This is a genomic window from Bradyrhizobium lablabi (assembly GCF_018129385.1).
Taxonomy (GTDB): Bacteria; Pseudomonadota; Alphaproteobacteria; order Rhizobiales; family Xanthobacteraceae; genus Bradyrhizobium; species Bradyrhizobium lablabi_C.
Genome location: NZ_JAFCLN010000004.1, coordinates 261,939 through 279,353 on the forward strand (window position 1 = coordinate 261,939; position 17,415 = coordinate 279,353).

At 65.3% G+C, this 17,415-nt stretch carries 13 protein-coding genes; 3 read left to right on the forward strand and 10 right to left on the reverse strand.

All coding sequences use genetic code 11. The features are described from left to right. The first annotated feature begins 5 nt into the window (after positions 1-5). From fdhF to JQ628_RS10775, 3 genes are read left to right on the forward strand one after another with little or no spacing between them, the layout of a single operon-like run. The gene (fdhF, locus tag JQ628_RS10765; RefSeq protein WP_212222518.1) at positions 6-2,879 is read left to right on the forward strand and encodes a formate dehydrogenase subunit alpha; all 2,874 of its coding nucleotides are present in this window, start codon (positions 6-8) and stop codon (positions 2,877-2,879) included. A 2-nt stretch (positions 2,880-2,881) separates the two neighbouring features. Then, positions 2,882-3,718: a formate dehydrogenase accessory sulfurtransferase FdhD gene (gene fdhD / locus JQ628_RS10770; protein ID WP_212222519.1), complete on the forward strand. Its 837-nt coding sequence runs from the start codon at positions 2,882-2,884 to the stop codon at positions 3,716-3,718. Further along, positions 3,702-3,920: a formate dehydrogenase subunit delta gene (locus JQ628_RS10775; RefSeq protein WP_212222520.1), complete on the forward strand. Its 219-nt coding sequence runs from the start codon at positions 3,702-3,704 to the stop codon at positions 3,918-3,920. The genes fdhD and JQ628_RS10775 overlap by 17 nt, the downstream gene beginning before the upstream one ends. A gap of 137 nt (positions 3,921-4,057) precedes the next feature. Here the strand turns inward: JQ628_RS10775 and JQ628_RS10780 are convergent, their stop codons facing one another. From JQ628_RS10780 to JQ628_RS10825, 10 genes are all read right to left on the reverse strand, one after another. Further along, positions 4,058-7,009 (reverse strand): bifunctional [glutamine synthetase] adenylyltransferase/[glutamine synthetase]-adenylyl-L-tyrosine phosphorylase, encoded by a 2,952-nt coding sequence (locus tag JQ628_RS10780; RefSeq protein ID WP_212222521.1) that lies wholly within the window; start codon positions 7,007-7,009, stop codon positions 4,058-4,060. After that, a complete protein-coding gene (locus tag JQ628_RS10785; protein ID WP_212222522.1) occupies positions 7,006-8,472 on the reverse strand; it encodes a sensor histidine kinase in 1,467 nt (488 codons plus the stop codon). The genes JQ628_RS10780 and JQ628_RS10785 overlap by 4 nt, the downstream gene beginning before the upstream one ends. Before the next feature lie 3 nt (positions 8,473-8,475). Further along, positions 8,476-9,156, reverse strand: coding sequence for a response regulator transcription factor (locus JQ628_RS10790; protein WP_212222740.1), 681 nt, complete (start codon positions 9,154-9,156; stop codon positions 8,476-8,478). A 393-nt stretch (positions 9,157-9,549) separates the two neighbouring features. Then, positions 9,550-11,139, reverse strand: a complete 1,590-nt coding sequence (locus JQ628_RS10795; RefSeq protein WP_212222523.1) for a Do family serine endopeptidase — start codon at positions 11,137-11,139, stop codon at positions 9,550-9,552. Positions 11,140-11,310: 171 nt separating this feature from the next. Further along, on the reverse strand, positions 11,311-11,820 hold the full coding sequence (locus tag JQ628_RS10800) for a cytochrome c-type biogenesis protein (RefSeq protein WP_212222741.1): 510 nt from the start codon (positions 11,818-11,820) through the stop codon (positions 11,311-11,313). Positions 11,821-11,925: 105 nt separating this feature from the next. After that, positions 11,926-13,908 carry a heme lyase CcmF/NrfE family subunit gene (locus JQ628_RS10805; protein WP_212222524.1) on the reverse strand — a complete coding sequence of 661 codons (1,983 nt, stop codon included), beginning with the start codon at positions 13,906-13,908 and terminating at the stop codon, positions 11,926-11,928. After that, positions 13,905-14,393: a cytochrome c maturation protein CcmE gene (gene ccmE / locus JQ628_RS10810; RefSeq protein ID WP_212222525.1), complete on the reverse strand. Its 489-nt coding sequence runs from the start codon at positions 14,391-14,393 to the stop codon at positions 13,905-13,907. Before ccmE ends, JQ628_RS10805 begins: the two co-directional genes overlap by 4 nt. A gap of 6 nt (positions 14,394-14,399) precedes the next feature. Next, a complete protein-coding gene (ccmI, locus tag JQ628_RS10815) occupies positions 14,400-15,503 on the reverse strand; it encodes a c-type cytochrome biogenesis protein CcmI (RefSeq protein ID WP_212222526.1) in 1,104 nt (367 codons plus the stop codon). 123 nt (positions 15,504-15,626) lie between these two features. Then, on the reverse strand, positions 15,627-15,932 hold the full coding sequence (locus JQ628_RS10820; RefSeq protein WP_433996123.1) for a hypothetical protein: 306 nt from the start codon (positions 15,930-15,932) through the stop codon (positions 15,627-15,629). Positions 15,933-15,958: 26 nt separating this feature from the next. Continuing rightward, a complete protein-coding gene (locus JQ628_RS10825; RefSeq protein ID WP_212222527.1) occupies positions 15,959-17,365 on the reverse strand; it encodes a hypothetical protein in 1,407 nt (468 codons plus the stop codon). Positions 17,366-17,415: the final 50 nt, after the last annotated feature.

The following is a 17,415-nucleotide window of genomic DNA, read 5'->3' on the forward strand; positions in this document are numbered from 1 at the left end:
TCAAGATGTCGTTGATCCAGGAAATCGATTTCGGCACGCCGCGTTCAAAGTCCGAAGCGATGGTGACGCTTACCATCGACGGGCAGAGCGTCACTGTGCCCGAGGGCACCTCGATCATGCGCGCGGCGATGAAAGCCGGCACGCAGATCCCGAAATTGTGCGCCACCGATATGGTCGACGCCTTCGGCTCGTGCCGGCTATGCCTCATCGAGATCGAGGGCCGCGCCGGCACGCCGGCCTCCTGCACCACGCCGGCGATGAACGGCCTTGTGGTTCACACCCAGAGCGAGCGGCTGAAGAAGCTGCGCAAGGGCGTGATGGAACTGTACATCTCCGACCATCCGCTGGATTGTCTCACCTGCGCCGCCAACGGCGACTGCGAATTGCAGGACATGGCCGGCGCCGTCGGCCTGCGCGATGTGCGCTACGGCTATGAGGGCGAGAACCACGTGTTCGCCAAATCGGGCGGCGCGCCCAATGCGGCGTGGATGCCGAAGGACGAATCGAATCCCTACTTCACCTACGATCCCTCAAAATGCATTGTCTGCTCGCGCTGCGTCCGCGCCTGCGAGGAGGTGCAGGGAACGTTTGCGCTGACGATTTCCGGCCGCGGTTTTGACAGCCGCGTTTCGCCCGGCATGAGCGAGAGCTTTCTTGGCTCCGAATGCGTCTCCTGCGGCGCCTGCGTGCAGGCCTGCCCGACCGCGACGCTGACCGAAAAGTCCGTGATCGAGATCGGCCAGCCCGAACACTCTGTCGTCACGACTTGCGCCTATTGCGGCGTCGGCTGCGCTTTCAAGGCCGAAATGCGCGGCGAGGAAGTCGTGCGCATGGTGCCCTACAAGGACGGCAAGGCCAATCGCGGCCATTCCTGCGTCAAGGGCCGCTTTGCCTGGGGCTATACTACCCACAAGGAACGCATCCTTAAACCCATGATCCGCGAACGGATCGAGGACCCCTGGCGCGAAGTGTCGTGGGACGAGGCCTTCAACTTCGCCGCGGCGAAGTTCAAGGGCATCCAGGCCAAATACGGACGCGATGCCGTCGGCGGCATCACCTCCTCCCGCTGCACCAACGAAGAAACCTATCTGGTGCAAAAGCTGATCCGCGGCGGTTTCGGTAACAACAACGTCGACACCTGCGCACGTGTCTGTCATTCGCCAACCGGCTACGGGCTGTCGCAGACCTTCGGCACCTCGGCCGGCACCCAGGATTTCGACTCGGTCGAGGATACCGACGTCGTCATGGTTATCGGCGCCAATCCGGCCTCCGCGCATCCCGTGTTCGCTTCCCGCCTGAAGAAGCGGCTGCGCCAGGGCGCAAAACTGATCGTGGTCGATCCGCGCCGCACCGAAATGGTGGAATCGCCGCATGTGAAGGCGCTGCATTTGCCGCTGATGCCGGGCACCAACGTCGCCGTCCTGACGGCGCTGGCGCATGTGATCGTCACCGAGGGCCTCGTCGATGAAGCCTTCGTGCGCGAGCGCTGCGACTGGAGCGAGTTCGAGGACTGGGCGGCCTTCGCAGCGCTACCCCAGAACAGCCCGGAAGCCACCGCGATCATGACCGGCGTCAATCCGAAGGATCTGCGCGAGGCGGCGCGGCTGTTCGCCATCGGCGGCAACGGCGCGATCTATTACGGGCTCGGCGTCACCGAGCACAGCCAGGGCTCCACCACCGTGATCGCGATCGCCAATCTTGCGATGGCGACAGGCAACATCGGACGGCCCGGCGTCGGCGTGAACCCGCTGCGCGGCCAGAACAACGTGCAAGGCTCCTGCGACATGGGCTCGTTCCCGCACGAATTGCCGGGCTATCGCCACATTGCGGGCGATACGGTGCGCGAGCAGTTCGAGGCGATGTGGAACGTCAAGCTCAACCCCGAGCCGGGCTTGCGCATCCCCAACATGTTCGACGCCGCCATCGAAGGCACCTTCATGGGCCTTTACGTGCAGGGCGAAGACATCCTGCAGTCCGATCCCAACACCAAGCATGTGGTGGCGGCGCTGTCGGCGATGGAATGCGTGATCGTGCACGACCTCTTCCTGAACGAGACCGCCAACTACGCCCACGTCTTCCTGCCCGGTTCCACCTTCCTGGAGAAGGACGGCACCTTCACCAACGCCGAACGCCGCATCCAGCGCGTGCGCAAGGTGATGACGCCGCTCAACGGCTACGCCGACTGGGAAGTCACCATCATGCTCGGCAAGGCGCTTGGCTTCGATATGAAGTACAATCACCCCTCCGAGATCATGGATGAGATCGCGGCGCTGACGCCGACTTTTGCCGGCGTTTCCTACGCCAAGCTCGACGAGCTCGGCTCGGTGCAGTGGCCGTGCAACGAGAAGGCGCCGGAAGGCACGCCGGTCATGCATATCGGCGGCTTCGTGCGCGGCAAGGGCAAGTTCATCATCACCGAATATGTGGCGACCGATGAGCGCACCGGTCCGCGTTATCCGCTGCTGCTCACCACGGGACGCATCCTCAGCCAGTACAATGTCGGCGCGCAGACCCGCCGCACTGGGAATGTCGTCTGGCATGCCGAGGACCGGCTGGAGATCCATCCGCACGATGCCGAGCAGCGCGGCGTGCGCGACGGCGACTGGGTGCGGCTGGCGAGCCGTGCCGGCGAGACCACCCTGCGGGCACTGATCACCGACCGAGTCGCGCCCGGCGTGGTCTACACCACGTTCCACCATCCGGACACGCAGGCCAACGTCATCACCACCGACTTTTCGGACTGGGCGACGAACTGTCCGGAATACAAGGTCACCGCCGTGCAGATCTCGCCCTCGAACGGACCGTCCGAATGGCAGAAGTCGTATGAGGAGCAGGCGCGCCACTCGCGGCGCATTGCGCCGGCGGAAGCCGCGGAGTGACGATGCGCGATCCCGTATTCAAGGCTGAGCGGCAGCTCTGGCGCGACGGCCATTTGAGCCGTGGCGCACGCCTGATCCCCGAGGAAACGGCGCTGGCGCTCACCTACAATGGCGGCACCTATGCCGTGATGATGGGGACGCCGGAAGACCTCGGCGATTTCGCCATCGGTTTCTCCCTGAGCGAAGGCATCGTGCAGTCGGCGGACGAGATCGAGACGCTCGACATCGTCGAGCTCGATGACGGCATTGAGCTGCGGATGTGGCTGGCGCCGGGCAAGGCCAGGACGATCAGCGAACGGCGGCGGCACATCGCCGGCCCCACCGGCTGCGGCATCTGCGGCGTCGAGTCGATTGCAGCGGCGGTCCGACCGGCGGCGATCGTGCCAAGGGGACGCGCCTTCTCGCCGCGCGAGATCATGACGGCGATGGCGGCGGTGGCGCCGCTGCAGGAAATCAACCATCAGACCCGCGCGGTGCATGCCGCCGCGTTCTGGACGCGGGGGCGCGGCATCGTCGCGCTACGGGAGGATGTCGGCCGCCACAACGCGCTCGACAAGCTTGCCGGCGCGCTGGCGCGGGACAAGGTTTTGACCGCCGACGGTATGGTGCTGCTGACCAGCCGCGTCTCGGTCGAGATGGTGCAAAAAACCGCCGCGATCGGCGCGCCCTTGATGGTGGCGGTCTCGGCGCCGACCGCGCTCGCGGTGCGGATGGCGGATGCCGCCGGCATCACGCTTTGCGCCATCGCGCGCTCGGACGGGTTTGAAGTGTTCACGCATCCGGAGCGGATTGCCGCCCAAACGGAGCTACAGGAAGCCGCCCATGTCGTCGTCGCCTGAAAAACTGGTCTACATGGCCAACCAGATCGGAAAATTCTTCCAGAGCCAGGGTCACGACAAGGCCGTGCCGGGGATTGCCGAGCATATCAAAAAGTTCTGGGACCCCCGGATGCGCAAGCAGATTTTTGCCCATCTCGACACCGGCGGCGCCGGGCTCGATCCCAATGTGCTCGAGGCGCTCACGACGTTGAAGAAGGCGTAGCCGGTTCGGTGGCTTCATCCTTCGAGACGCGGCCAAGCGGCCGCTCCTCAGGATGAGGTCTTAGACCCTCATGGTGAGGAGCGCGGCAACGCCGCGCGTCTCGAACCACGAGGCCACTGAGCTCGCCGCCCGAACTCTCACCCCACCAGCGCGCGAAACACCCGCCGCACCTCGCTCTGCGTCTCCCGCACCCGTGCCTCCAGCGCGGAAAAGTCCGGGGTGTCGCCGGCGCGGGCCATCACGCGGCGCAAGTCTTCGCCTGCGGTTTCCGGATTGAACTTCCCGGTGACGCACAGCCGCAGGATTTGCGTCAGGTCGTGATAGAGCCGCGTCGCGGAGCGCAGGATCTCGGCTTCCGATTGCGGCAGCACGCCGAGCTTTGCGGCGTTGTCGAGCACAGCAAGCGTCGAGACATTGAGGATGTCGGGCTTCTGCGCGGCGTGCACGAGCTGGAGATATTGCGCGATGAAATCGATGTCAGTGATGCCGCCAGCGGCGTTCTTCAAATCCCAGATGTCGTCCTCGCCCTTCTCCTCGGCGATCGCGCAGCGCATGTCGGCAACGTCGACCGCGGTAGCTGCGGCATCGCGCGGCCGCATCAGCACCGTGCGGATGACGCCCTCGATTTGCTTGCGGAAGTCAGGCGATGAGGAAATGACGCGCGCCCGGGTCAGCGCCATGTGCTCCCAGGTCCAGGCTTCCCGCTCCTGATAGTCGGCAAATGAATCGAGCCGCGAAGCCAGCGGACCGGCGCGGCCGGAGGGCCGCAGGCGCATGTCGATCTCGTACAACACGCCGTAATTGGTCCGCGTCGTGAAGGCGCTGATCAGGCGCTGGGTGAAACGCGCGAAATATTGCGCGCCGTGCAGCGATTTTGCGCCGTCGGAATCCGGTTGCTCATGGTCGTAGTCGTAGAGCAGGATCAAATCGAGATCGGAGGAGGCCGTCATCTCGCGGCTGCCGAGCCGGCCCATCGCGACGATCGCAGTCTCCTGATCCCTGATCCGGCCATACTGCGCGGCGAACTGATCGGTGACGAGGCCGTGCACGGTGTGCACGATGCCCTCGGCGACGTCGGCAAAGGCGATGCTGGCCTGCTGCGCCGTAACCGTGCCGGAGAGGATCCGCGTGCCGATCAGGAACAGGCTTTCCTGCCCGAACAGCCGTAGCCGGTCGAGAAAATCCTCGTAGGAATCGGCATCCTTCAGCGTCGTTGCGAGGCGCTCGGACAGTTCCTTCTGATCGGGCATCGCGCCGAAAAAGCGCGGGTCGATCAGCCCGTCCATGATCTGCGGCTTCCGCGCCAGCATGTCGCCGAGCCGGGGCGCCGCGCCCAGGATCAGCGCCACCAGGGCGACGAGATCGCGGTTCTGGCTGAGCAGCGAGATCAGCCGCCCGCCACGCTGCAGCGCTTGCAGGAAACGGTCGAATGCGGCGACTGCATCGTCCGGCTCCTCGGCATGTGCCAGGCCGTCGATCAGCCCGGGCACGAACTCGACAAAGGCGTTGCGCGTGGCTTCAACGCGCAGCGCGCGATAGTCTTCAGTCAGCCATTGCTTCACCGTGGCGGCGACCACGACCGGCTTCTTGAAGCCGAGCGACGCAAGGTGCTTGAGCAGGCGCTGGTCGTCCGGGCCGGCGCCGTAATCCACCTCAGGCAGTTTTGCCGTGCCGGTCGGATCGCCCTCGAACAGCCGGCCATAGTGCCCCTGCACGATGTTGAGATGGCCGATCAGCTCTTTGGCAAAGGCGTCGCGGCTTTCATAGCCGAAGAAGTGGGCAAAGCGCTCGACGGCGGCAATGTCCTCGGGCAACGAATGGGTCTGCTCGTCCGCGATCATCTGCAAGCGGTGCTCGACCCGGCGCAGAAATTCATAGGCCGCGGTCAGTTCATCGCAGGCCTGATAGGTGATCCAGTTACTGCCGGCGAGCACGTTCAGCGCCTGCAATGTCGGGCGCACCCGCAATTCGGGGTGGCGGCCGCCCGCGATCAGTTGCTGGGTCTGGGCGAAGAACTCGATCTCGCGGATGCCGCCGCGGCCGACCTTGACGTTATGGCCCTCGACGGAGATTTCGCTCTGGCCGCGATAGGTCTGCATCTGCCGCTTCATGTCATGAACGTCGGCGAGCGCGGCAAAATCGAGGTGCCTGCGCCAGACGAACGGCGCGATCTCCGCGATGACGGCTTCGCCCGCCTTCAGATCGCCCGCGCAAGGCCGCGCCTTGATCATGGCCGCGCGTTCCCAGGTCCGCCCTTCCCGCTCGTAGTAATGCAGCGCAGCTTCGGTCGAGATCGCTACCTGCGTGGATGCCGGATCAGGACGCAGGCGCAAATCGACGCGGAACACATAGCCCTCGCCGGAGCGCTGCTGTAGCAGCCGTGCGATGCCCTGCGTGACCCGCACGAAGAACGGTTGCGGCTCGATATCCGACGCCAGCGACGTCGCATTGCGGTCGAAGAACACGATCAGGTCGATGTCGCTGGAATAGTTGAGCTCACCCGCGCCCATCTTGCCCATGGCCAGCACGATCAGGCCGCTGCCCTCCTCCGGCCGGTCCGGATTCGGCGCATGCATCCGCCCGCGCGAACTCTCCTGTCGCAACATGAAGCGCAGCGCCATCTGCACCGAGGCGCCGGCCAGGTCGGTGAGCGCCGCCGTCACCCGCATCACCGGCCAGACGCCGCCGATGTCGCACAGCGCGATCAGCAGCGCAGCCTCGGCCTTCAGGCGGCGGAGCAGGATCATCACGTCGGCTTCGCTGGAGGCCGCCATCACCTCCATGGAGGCTTTTTCGATCAGCCCTTGGAGATGCGGCTCCGGATCGCATGCGAGCAGCCGGATCAGGCGTGCCGCGTCGGCACGGGCGAGGTCGAACAGGTAGGGAGAAAATTCAGCGATGCCGAGCAGGATGTCTTTGGCTCGGGATTGACCGATCAGCTCGCTGATCGCAGCCGACTGCGCGGGCTCGATGTCAGCGAGCCAGTCCTTCAGGCGTTGTTCGGCGTTGTCGGGCGTAGGGACGTACGGTCCGTCCACGAAGCGCGCGGCCAGACTCCTGTCCGCGTTGCCCGGCGCGGATGAGATCATGCCGCCTTCTGTGGCACATCCTGTGTTTGAGCCGCAAGCCTGTCGCTGGAACCGGCCCGCGCCGGGATCGCCAGCGTCGCAACCAGTCCCGGATGCGCATCGCCGAGCCGCAGCTCGCCGCTATGCAGGGTCGCAACGGCCGACGCGAGACTGAGCCCAAGCCCGGAACCGGGCAATGTCCGGCTCGCTTCCAGCCGCACAAAGCGCTCGACCGCATGCTTGCGGTCGCTCTCGGGGATGCCCGGGCCGCGATCGGTGACGCTGAGCAGCACGGTGTCGCCCTCGCGCCGCGCCTCGATCAGGATTTCCCTGGCAGCGCCGGCGGCGTCCGCGTCGAGCGGCTGCACGACCGGATTGGGCTTGCCGTACTTGATGGCGTTCTCCACCAGGTTGGCGAGCGCCTGGCTGATCAATTCGCGGTTGCCGTGCAGCGGCGCTGGCGCGGTCTTGACCCTCAAGGTCATGCCGTCGTCTTCGGCAAGCGGCTCATAGAGCTCGTAGATGCCATTCGCGACGTCGGCGGCGTCGAAATCGTCCATATTGCCGCGCGCCTGCCCGGACTCCGCGCGCGCGATCATGAGCAGCGCGTTGAAGGTGCGGATTAGCCCGTCGGACTCCTCGATCGTCCGTTCCAGCGCGGCGCGGTAATCGCCCTCGCTCCCGGCGCGCGCCAATGCCTCCTCCGCGCGGTTGCGCAGCCGCGTCAGCGGCGTCTTGAGGTCGTGGGCGATGTTGTCGGACACCTCTTTCAGGCCGTTCATCAGCGCTTCAATGCGCTCCAGCATGGCGTTGAGGTTTTCCGCGAGGCGGTCGAGCTCGTCACCGCTGCGCCCGACCGGCAATCGGCCCGACAGGTCACCCGCCATGATGCGCTGGGTCGTGCCGGTCATGGCGTCGATCCGGCGCAGCACGCGGCGCGAGACAAAGATGCCGCCGCCGATGCCGAGCACGATCACGACCAGGAAGGACCATTGCGCGGCCTTGGCGACGATGCCGAACAGCCGCCGCCGCTCGTCGAGGTCGCGTCCGATCAAGAGACGAAAGCCGTTGGAGAGTTCCGAAACCTTCACCAGCGCGCGGTGCTCGGCGTTGTCGCCCTCGTCGAGCCGCCGGTAGGCGGTCTCCGACCAGCCGGTCGTCCCCATCACACCCGGCGCAAGCGAACCGACGTTGCCGCCGAACGCCACGCCGTTCGGTGCGGTGAGAAGATATAGATTGGCGCCCGGCCGCAGCGCGCGGCGACCGATCGTCCAGGTAAGCCCGCTCAGGCCGCGCCGCAGATAGATCTCGTTGATCTCCGAGGCTTCGGCATTAACCGTGGAGGTGATCTGTTCGGTGATCAGCCGCCGCGTATTCCAGGCGAAATAGCCGAGCAGCGAGGCGGCAAACAGCGAAAACAGAAACAGATAGACCAGCGTCAGGCGAAACGCCGTGGTGCGGATCAGTTTGCCGAACGCTGTCACAGCTTACCGGATGCCGTCGCGGATCATGTAGCCCGCGCCGCGGATCGTGTGCAGCAGCGGACGGTCGAATCCCTTGTCGATCTTGGAGCGCAGCCGCGAGATATGCACGTCGATCACGTTGGTCTGCGGATCGAAATGATAATCCCAGACGTTTTCCAGCAGCATCGTGCGCGTCACCACCTGGCCGGCATGCTTCATCAGATATTCGAGCAGACGGAATTCGCGCGGCTGTAGCGTCAGCTCTTCCTTGCCGCGGACGACGCGGTGCGACAGCCGGTCGAGCTCGAGGTCGCCGACGCGGTAGACGGTCTCTTCCGCAGGTCCTCCGTGGCGGCGCGACAGCACCTCGACGCGGGCCAGCAGCTCGGCGAACGAATAGGGCTTTGGCAGGTAGTCGTCGCCGCCGGCGCGCAGGCCCTTGATGCGGTCGTCGACCTGGCCGAGCGCGGAGAGGATCAGCGCGGGCGTACGATTGCCCTTTTCACGCAGCGTGCCGATGACGGACAACCCGTCGCGCTTGGGCAGCATGCGGTCGATCACCAGCACGTCGTAGTCGCCGCTGTCGGCGAGCGCGAGGCCCTCCTCGCCGTCGCCGGCCAGATCAGCGACATGGCCGACCTCGCGAAACGCCTTCACGAGGTAGTCGGCGGATTCGCGGTCGTCTTCGATAATCAGAAGGCGCATGTTGGGGTGGTTGGTGGTGGCGGTAACGGGATTGAGATTTTCGGTCACCATGGCGCGACTGTCACTTTCGTGCAAGGCAGGCTGCCACCCTCTCGATTAAGTGAAAAAAGCGGGCGGTGAAGCTGGGGGACTTCACCGCCCTTAGACCCTTCCGACGGAGGGGGGCGTTTTCCACCGGAAGGAAGGCTAAGGGAGCGAGCTTTGGACCCGCCCCCCGGAAAGCGCCGTCGGCGGGGGCGACTGATGCCGGCGACACCTTCCATCCCTTCGGTCCTGATCCGATCCAATCGGATCACGACCTCATCTCTCGTGGGCATGATCCCGGCGCAAACGCTTCGCGTTTGTCGCATGGAAAACCGGTTTCCACTTTTCCGGATCATGCGGACTCCTCAGTTAACCCTTGGCAATCGGCACCGCCACGAACCGCGACGAACCGCCGCTCTTCACGCGCATCAGCACGCTGTTCTTGTTGTCGGTGCGCGCCGCGTCGATCGCCTCGCGCACTTCGCCGGCGGTGGTGACGCTTTTGCCGCCGACTTCGAGAATCACGTCGCCTTCCTTGAAGCCGCGTTCCGCAGCCGCGCTCTTCGGGTCGACGTCGGTCACGACGACGCCTTCCTTGCCGGCGCCGGCCACGCTGTTGGCGGGGGCAACCGTCATGCCGAGCTTCGGCACGTCGACACCCTTCTTGGTGGGGCCGCCTTTGTCGTCGTCGGTCGAGGCCTTCGCCTCAACCGTGTTCGGCAACTGGCCGAGCGTCAGGTTGAGGACCTTCTCCTGGCCCTTTTGCAGCACGTTCAGCTTCACCGCATTACCCGGCGCGAGACCGCCGATGGTGCGGGCGAGTTCGCGCGCATCCTTCACGGGCTCGCCGTTGACGCCGGTGATGACGTCGCCGGACTGGATGCCGGCCTTGGCTGCCGGGCCGTTGGCCTGCGGTTCCGCAACCAGCGCGCCTTCCGCCTTCTTCATGCCGAGGCTGTCGGCGATGTCAGCGGTCACCGGCTGAATCTGGACGCCGATCCAGCCGCGGCTGACCGTGCCCTTGTCCTTGAGCTGGGCGATCACGCTCTTCACCGTCGAAGCGGGGATCGAGAACGCGATGCCGACGCTGCCGCCGGACGGCGAATAGATCGCGGTGTTGACACCCATCACCTCACCCGACACGTCGAACGCCGGACCGCCGGAGTTACCCTTGTTCACGGGCGCGTCGATCTGGATGAAATCGTCATACGGGCCGTTGCCGATGTCGCGGCCGGAGGCCGAGACGATACCGGCGGTCACGGTTCCACCGAGGCCGAACGGATTGCCGACCGCGAGCACCCAATCACCGATACGCGGCTTGGCGTCGGAAAGTTTCGCGAACGGGAAGTCGGTGCGGCCAGAGACCTTGATCAGCGCCAGATCGGTGCGCGGATCGGTTCCGATCACCTTCGCGGAGTAGGTCTTGCCGTCGTCGGTCGTCACCTCGACCTTGTCGGCGCCATCGACCACATGGTTGTTGGTCACGGCAAAGCCGTCCGGCGAAATGAAGAAGCCGGAACCCTGGCCCGTCACCGGACCGCGGCCGCCGCGCGGACCCTTGAAGCCCGGCATGCCATCGGGGCCGCCGAAGCGACGGAAGAAGCGCTCCATCGGCGAGCCCGGCTGGAACGGCGAATCGTCGTCCTTGTTGGCGCTGTCGTCCTTGGCGAGCTTGTCGCCGATATTGACCTTCACCGAAATCACAGAAGGCTTTACGCGCTCGACGATGTCGGCAAAGCCGACCGGCTGCGCGACCTTGCGGACTTCATTGTTGACCTGCGCGTGTGCCGCGCTGGAGAAGACATCGACCGGGCCTTGCGGCGCGAAACCATAGACTGCCGCGCCCAGTCCGGCGACGACGGAAGCCATCAGTGCGAACTTGCGCGCCGAAAACAGCGAGCGCTTCGGGGTGCCGGAGCCATAGGACGGAAGGGACGAGAGGTCGGGGCGTTCGGTCATTGAGCAAATCTCCAAGAGAGCCAGAATGAGAGCAGAACTCGGGGTGCGGGGGCTGCACCAGACAATGCAGAACATGGGGTTTGTCGCCTTACAGCGCGCTGGCGACGGAGTTAAACTTTTGTAATGAATCGCAATCCGGATGCGGCAGTTTAGCGCAGCCGGTTCAAACACTTAGCCGTGCGGATCCTTCGGTGCGACCGACGGGTCGGATTCCAGCAGCCGTTCCAATCGTGCTTTTTCGTTATCGGTAAGCTGCAAGCCGGCATCGCCAACCCCTGCCGCCGCGATTCGGCGTCGGCTGTAGGCCCACAGCGCCGCCCCTCCCCCGATCAGGATCAGCGGCGGCAGCAGCCACAGCAGCAGCGTGTGCGGGCTGAAGCGCGGTTTCAACAGCACGAACTCGCCATAGCGCGCCACCAGGAAGTCGATGACCTGATTGTCGCTGTCGCCGGCCGCGATCCGCTCGCGCACCAACAGCCGCAGGTCGCGCGCCAGCGGCGCATCGGAATCGTCGATCGACTGGTTCTGGCACACCATGCAGCGCAGCTCGCGCGACAGCTCGCGCGCGCGGGCTTCCTTCGCCGGATCGGCCATGATCTCGTCCGGCTGCACGGCATAGGCCGATGCGCCCGCAAACGCCGCGCATGCCACCACAACCAAAATCGCAATCAGCTTCCGCATATTCATCCCTCATCCTGAGGAGCATCCGAAGGATGCGTCTCGAAGGATGGCCAGATACTCATCCTTCGAGACGCCGCTACGCGGCTGCTCAGGATGAGCAAAGAGTTATTCCGCCGCCTGCAACGCACGGGCGGCTTTTGCCGGCTTCGGCGCGCCGACGCGCAAGCGCCGGTCCGACAGCGACAGCAGGCCGCCGAACGCCATCAGCACCGGGCCGAACCAGATCAGGAGCACCAGCGGCTTGTGATAGATGCGCACGGCGATGCCGCCGTCGGCGCTCGCCTCGCCGAGCGAGATGTAGAGCTGGCTCACCCCGCGCGTCAGCAGCGCCGCTTCCGTGGTCGACATGCCGCGCGTCGTAAAGCTGCGCTTGGACGGGGTCATGACCTGCAACGGCCTGCCGTCGCGGCTGACGGAAAACTGCGCGATCATCTCGCGGAAATTCGGGCCTTGCCGCTGCGAAATGCCGTCGAGCTTCAATTCGTAACCCGCGACCTTTGCGACCTGATCGGGCTTCATGGTCGCGATGTACTCGCTGTTCCAGGTGGTCTCGCAGACGACGCCGATCAGCGCGACGCCGACGCCGGCATGGGCAAACGCGCTGCCCCAGGCCGAGCGCGGCAATCCCTGCGCACGGCGGAACGACACCGCCAGCGGAAGGCGGAACAGTCCGGTGCGTTCGGCGAGATCGGTGAGCGCGCCCGCAATCACGAATACCGCAAGGCCAATCGCCAGCGGGGCCAGCGTGGCGCCGCCGCGCGTCCATGCCCACAGCACCGCAATCGCGACCAGCGCAGCGATGCCGGCCGCGGTCAAACGCTGCGCGGCGCCATAGAGATCGCCGCGCTTCCAGGCCAGCAGCGGCCCGAACGGCACCGCCAGCATCAGCGGCACGAACAGCGGGGCAAAGGTCAGATTGAAGAACGGCGCACCGACCGAGATCTTGTCGCCGGTCAGGACCTCCAGCGCCAGCGGATACAGCGTGCCGATGAAGACGGTGGCGCAGGCCGCCGTCAGGAAGAGATTATTGAGCACCAGCGCGCCCTCGCGCGAGATCGGCGCGAACAACCCGCCCTGCTTCAGCGAAGACGCCCGCCAAGCATAGAGCGACAGGCTGCCGCCGATGAAGATGCAGAGGATGAGCAGGATGAACACGCCGCGCGCCGGATCGGTTGCGAACGCGTGCACCGAGGTCAGGACACCCGAGCGCACCAGGAAGGTGCCGAGCAGCGACAGCGAGAATGTCAGGATCGACAGCAGGACGGTCCAGACCTTCAGCGCATTGCGCTTTTCCATCACGACGGCGGAATGCAGCAGCGCGGTGCCGGCAAGCCAGGGCATCAGCGAGGCGTTTTCCACGGGGTCCCAGAACCACCAGCCGCCCCAGCCGAGCTCGTAATAGGCCCAGTACGAGCCCATCGCGATGCCGAGGGTGAGGAAAATCCATGCCACCAGCGTCCATGGCCGCACCCAGCGCGCCCATGCCGCATCGATGCGGCCCTCGAGCAGCGCCGCCACCGCGAACGAGAACGAGATCGAGAAGCCGACATAGCCGAGATAGAGCATCGGCGGATGCACGGCGAGGCCAATGTCCTGGAGCACCGGATTGAGGTCGCGCCCCTCGATCGGCGGATTGGCGATGCGCAGGAACGGGTTCGACGTGAACAGGATGAACAGATAGAAGGCGCTGGCGACCCAGGCCTGCACCGCCAGCACATGGGCGCGCAGCGACAGCGGCAGATTGTTGCCGAAGGCGGCGACCAAGCCGCCGAACAGCGCCAGGATCGATACCCACAGCAGCATCGATCCTTCGTGGTTCCCCCAGACGCCGGTGATTTTGTAGATCAGCGGCTTGAGCGAATGCGAATTCTCGAACACGTTGACGACGGAAAAGTCCGAGATCACGTGCAGCGCCACCAGCAGCGCGAACGAGGCGCCGGTGAACAGAAGCTGCGCCAGCGCGGTCGAGCGCGCCACGTTCATCAAGGCGACATCGCCGCGGCGCGCACCGACCAGCGGCACCGTCGACTGGATCAGCGCCAGCGCCAGCGCCAGCACCAGCGCGTAGTGTCCGGTCTCCGCGATCACTTCGACGCCCCCTGCATCGGCTTGGCGGAAGCTGCGGAAGGCTTTGCGCCGTAATCGTCCTTCCAGTGCCCCTGCTTCTTCAGGGCATCGGCGACTTCCTTGGGCATGTACGTCTCGTCGTGTTTTGCGAGCACGGTATCGGCCCTGAACACGCCGGATGCATCGAGCGCGCCCTCGGCAACAACGCCCTGCCCTTCGCGGAACAGGTCGGGCAGAATTCCCTTGTAGGCGACCTCCAGCGTCTTGCTGCCGTCAGCCACGGCAAACGTCACCGCCAGATTATCGCCGCGCACCAGCGAGCCTGGCTGCACCAGGCCGCCCAGCCGGAAGCGTTTGCCCGCCGGAATCTGCTTTTCGGCCGCCATCGACGGCGTCGAAAAGAACACAATCGAATCGCGCATCGCATTCAGCACCAGCGCGGCCGCCACCGCGAGCACGGCCAGCGAACCGCCGATCATCGTCAAACGCCGTTGCTTGCGCGTCATCGGTAATTATCCATCCAGCCCGAGGTTCTTCAGGCCTTCGTTCAATTGCTTCAACCGTTCGGCATTGTTGGCGACCGCCTGCCGCGCATCCGACTGCGCGCCCAAAGCCTTGTCCCGCTCACCCATCACCATATAGGCGCGCACCAGCCGCAGCCATCCTTCGACGTCATCGCCGTTCTGCTTCAGCCGTGTGGCAAGCCGGTCCACCATGCCGCGGATCATGGCGTTGCGATCGGTCTCGTTCATATCCTTGGCCGCAGCCATCGTCTCGTTCGAGAGCGCCGGCGCGACCGTCACCCCGACCCGCGACAGTGCGTCCTGCACCAGCGGACGCCACGGTGCATCGGCCGGCGCCTTTGCCAGCATCGTTTTCCAGATCGAAGCAGCGTCGTCCGTGCGGCCATCCTGCTCGGCGGCAAGCCCCAGGAAATAGTTCGCCTTGGCATCGTCAGCGTTCATGGCCGCCGCGCGTTCGAACTCGGCCTTGGCTTCAGTGGTGACGACGCCGCCGGCGGCGGCCGTCAACGCCTCGCCGAGATCGGCGCGCCGTTCGGAACTGTCGCCGCCATAGGTGATCGCGTTGCGCCAGGCCCTGACCGCATCGTCATAGCGGCCGAGACGCGCGAGCACCGGCGCCAGCACAGTCCAGCCGCGGCCATCGGTCGGGTTCTTCTCCAGGTGCGCCTCGACCTGGGCAACCAGATTGTCGAGCGGCTGCGTCGCATCGGCGGTTCGCGAGCGCGCGGCAAGCGGGAAATCAGCGAGGCCGGGCGATCCCAGCGGCAGGTAAATCGCGACCGCCGCCAGCGGCAAACCGACCAGCGCAACAATGGAGGCGACACGGCGCAATCCAGGGCTCGGCTGGGCAGGCATATCGCGCTGCTGGTCGGCGGCAGCCAGCAGGCGCCGGCCGATCTCGACCCGTGCCGCTTCCGCTTCGGTGGCGCCGATCAGGCCGCCGGCGAGATCGCGGTCGATCTCCGCGAGCTGATCGCGATAGACCGACGCCTCGCTCCCGCCGCTTTGCAGCGCGCTGCGCCGGCCAAGCGGCCACAACACGGCAAACACCGCCGCGACCGTCATCAGCGCGAACACAAACCACAAATTCATCAAGCGGGTTCCGGGTGGAGCGGCACAAAGGGGCGCCGCTCGCGCCGCTTTATACTACCGGCCGCGACCCCGGCAATTGACATTTGTCATGGCAAAATGGCGCAAAAATCGACCAAATTCCGCTCAAGCCACGCAAAATTGAATGCTCTGAGCGGCCTCCTTGCCGTGCCCATTGAGCGCACGCAGGAAATACGCGCCAGGTTTTACCGAAGCCGGCAGCCTGATCCGCAGCGAACCACTGGGCACGGGCGAGGTAATCCTGGTGACGGGATCCGGCAGTTGATCGCCACTGGCCACGTCGACCAGTACCACCTGGGCTCCGATCATCAGATTTCGATATGTCGCCGAAATAACCTGGTTCTCAAATTCAATGAAATTGATCATCGACTTCATGACCAAAGCAATATGGTCGGCGGCGAGTCCCGTCAACCAAAAATTGCATATCTAAAATTTTATCACTTTTGCGCGGCACGCGCCGGCTTGCGCTCGCCGGTCACGGCATTCTCGGCCGCCCGGCTCATCAGCGAGGCATAGTCGGAGCCAAACAACACTTCGCAGAAGCGGATCGCGGCCTGCACCTGCTGCTGCCGGTAGGCGCGCGCCTTGGCATCGCCGCCGCGCAGCGACTGCACCAGCGCCTCGGTGGATTGCTCGACGTAATGCTGGAGGTCCGAATAGGTCCGTAAGGTAACCTCGTTGATGGCGAGCTCGCTCGCATAGGTGCGGCACACCGCCACGAAATCGATCAGCGATGCGGTCTCGTCGACCTCGGACATATCGACCTTGGAGACGGCGGAAATGTCCTTGTCGGCGCGCTGACGCAGGATGCGGCGGACGCGGCCCGGCACGCTGTCGATTTCCGATTGCAGCGAGTTGGAGATGTCGGCCCGGATCGAGGCCAGTTGCCTGCCCCACGTCGAATCCTGGCGCAGGTCGAGCTCGGTGCGCAGGCCGCGCACGCCGTCATGCAGCGACTTGAGCTGCTCGGCCACATTCTCGAAGTGCCCCCGCCTGATATCGGTGCGCAGGCAGGCTGCGAGGTACGACAGGTCGTGCAGCGCGATGGTGACGGCAACGCCGTACGGCGTCGCGGCGACGCGGATCTCGTCGTCGGAGGCCGCCATCTTCAGCGCAAGGCGGATGATCTGCCAGGGCGCGGTCAGGCGCTGCATGATCAGCGAAAGCACGAACGGCAGCAGCAGCGGCGTCTGCAACGAGGGCACGTTCAATGACGCGATGGTCGAGGCCACCTGGGGCTCGCCGAACATCCGAAGGTAGCCCGGCAGCTTGCCATTGAAGGTTTCGAACGCTTCGCGCGCCATCAGCACCGCACCGATCGCCGGCAGGTCCTCGACGACATTGGGCGGACCGACCCGGGCAAGGGCGCGCTGATTGTCCTGGCCGGGCACCGGCGTCACGAGCTTTGTGATCGCGTTGGCTGCCGCGAGCTGGAGCTTGCGCACCGCCGGTTCGATCGCACTGTCGCTGTCGCGGGCGGCCGACAACGCCGCCTCGAATTCGCGCGCCGCGTCCGGCACCCCGTCGCGGTTCAGCCATTGCCAGACCGGCGACAGCGACGCGCGCCTGACCTGCCCCGGCCGGATCGGAAAATTGCCATCGACCAGAAACGGCTCGAGCGGGCGGAACAGTAGCCGCGCCGGATCGTCGGTCCGGGGCCTTGCCGGATCGTCGTCCGCGGCGTTGCGCACGATCTTGCGCAACTGCTCGAGCACCAGGGTCGCGACCGCGGTGTCATCGCCGCGTTCGATCGCGCGCTCGAACTCGCGCATCAGCAGCGCCTGCGATTGCGGCGGAAGCTGAGCGAGATAGTCGCGTAGACGTTCTGTCGGTGTCTGGCTCATGCCCCGGTATGCATGCGTGCGTGATCGGCGGACGGCGAACGCGTCCACCG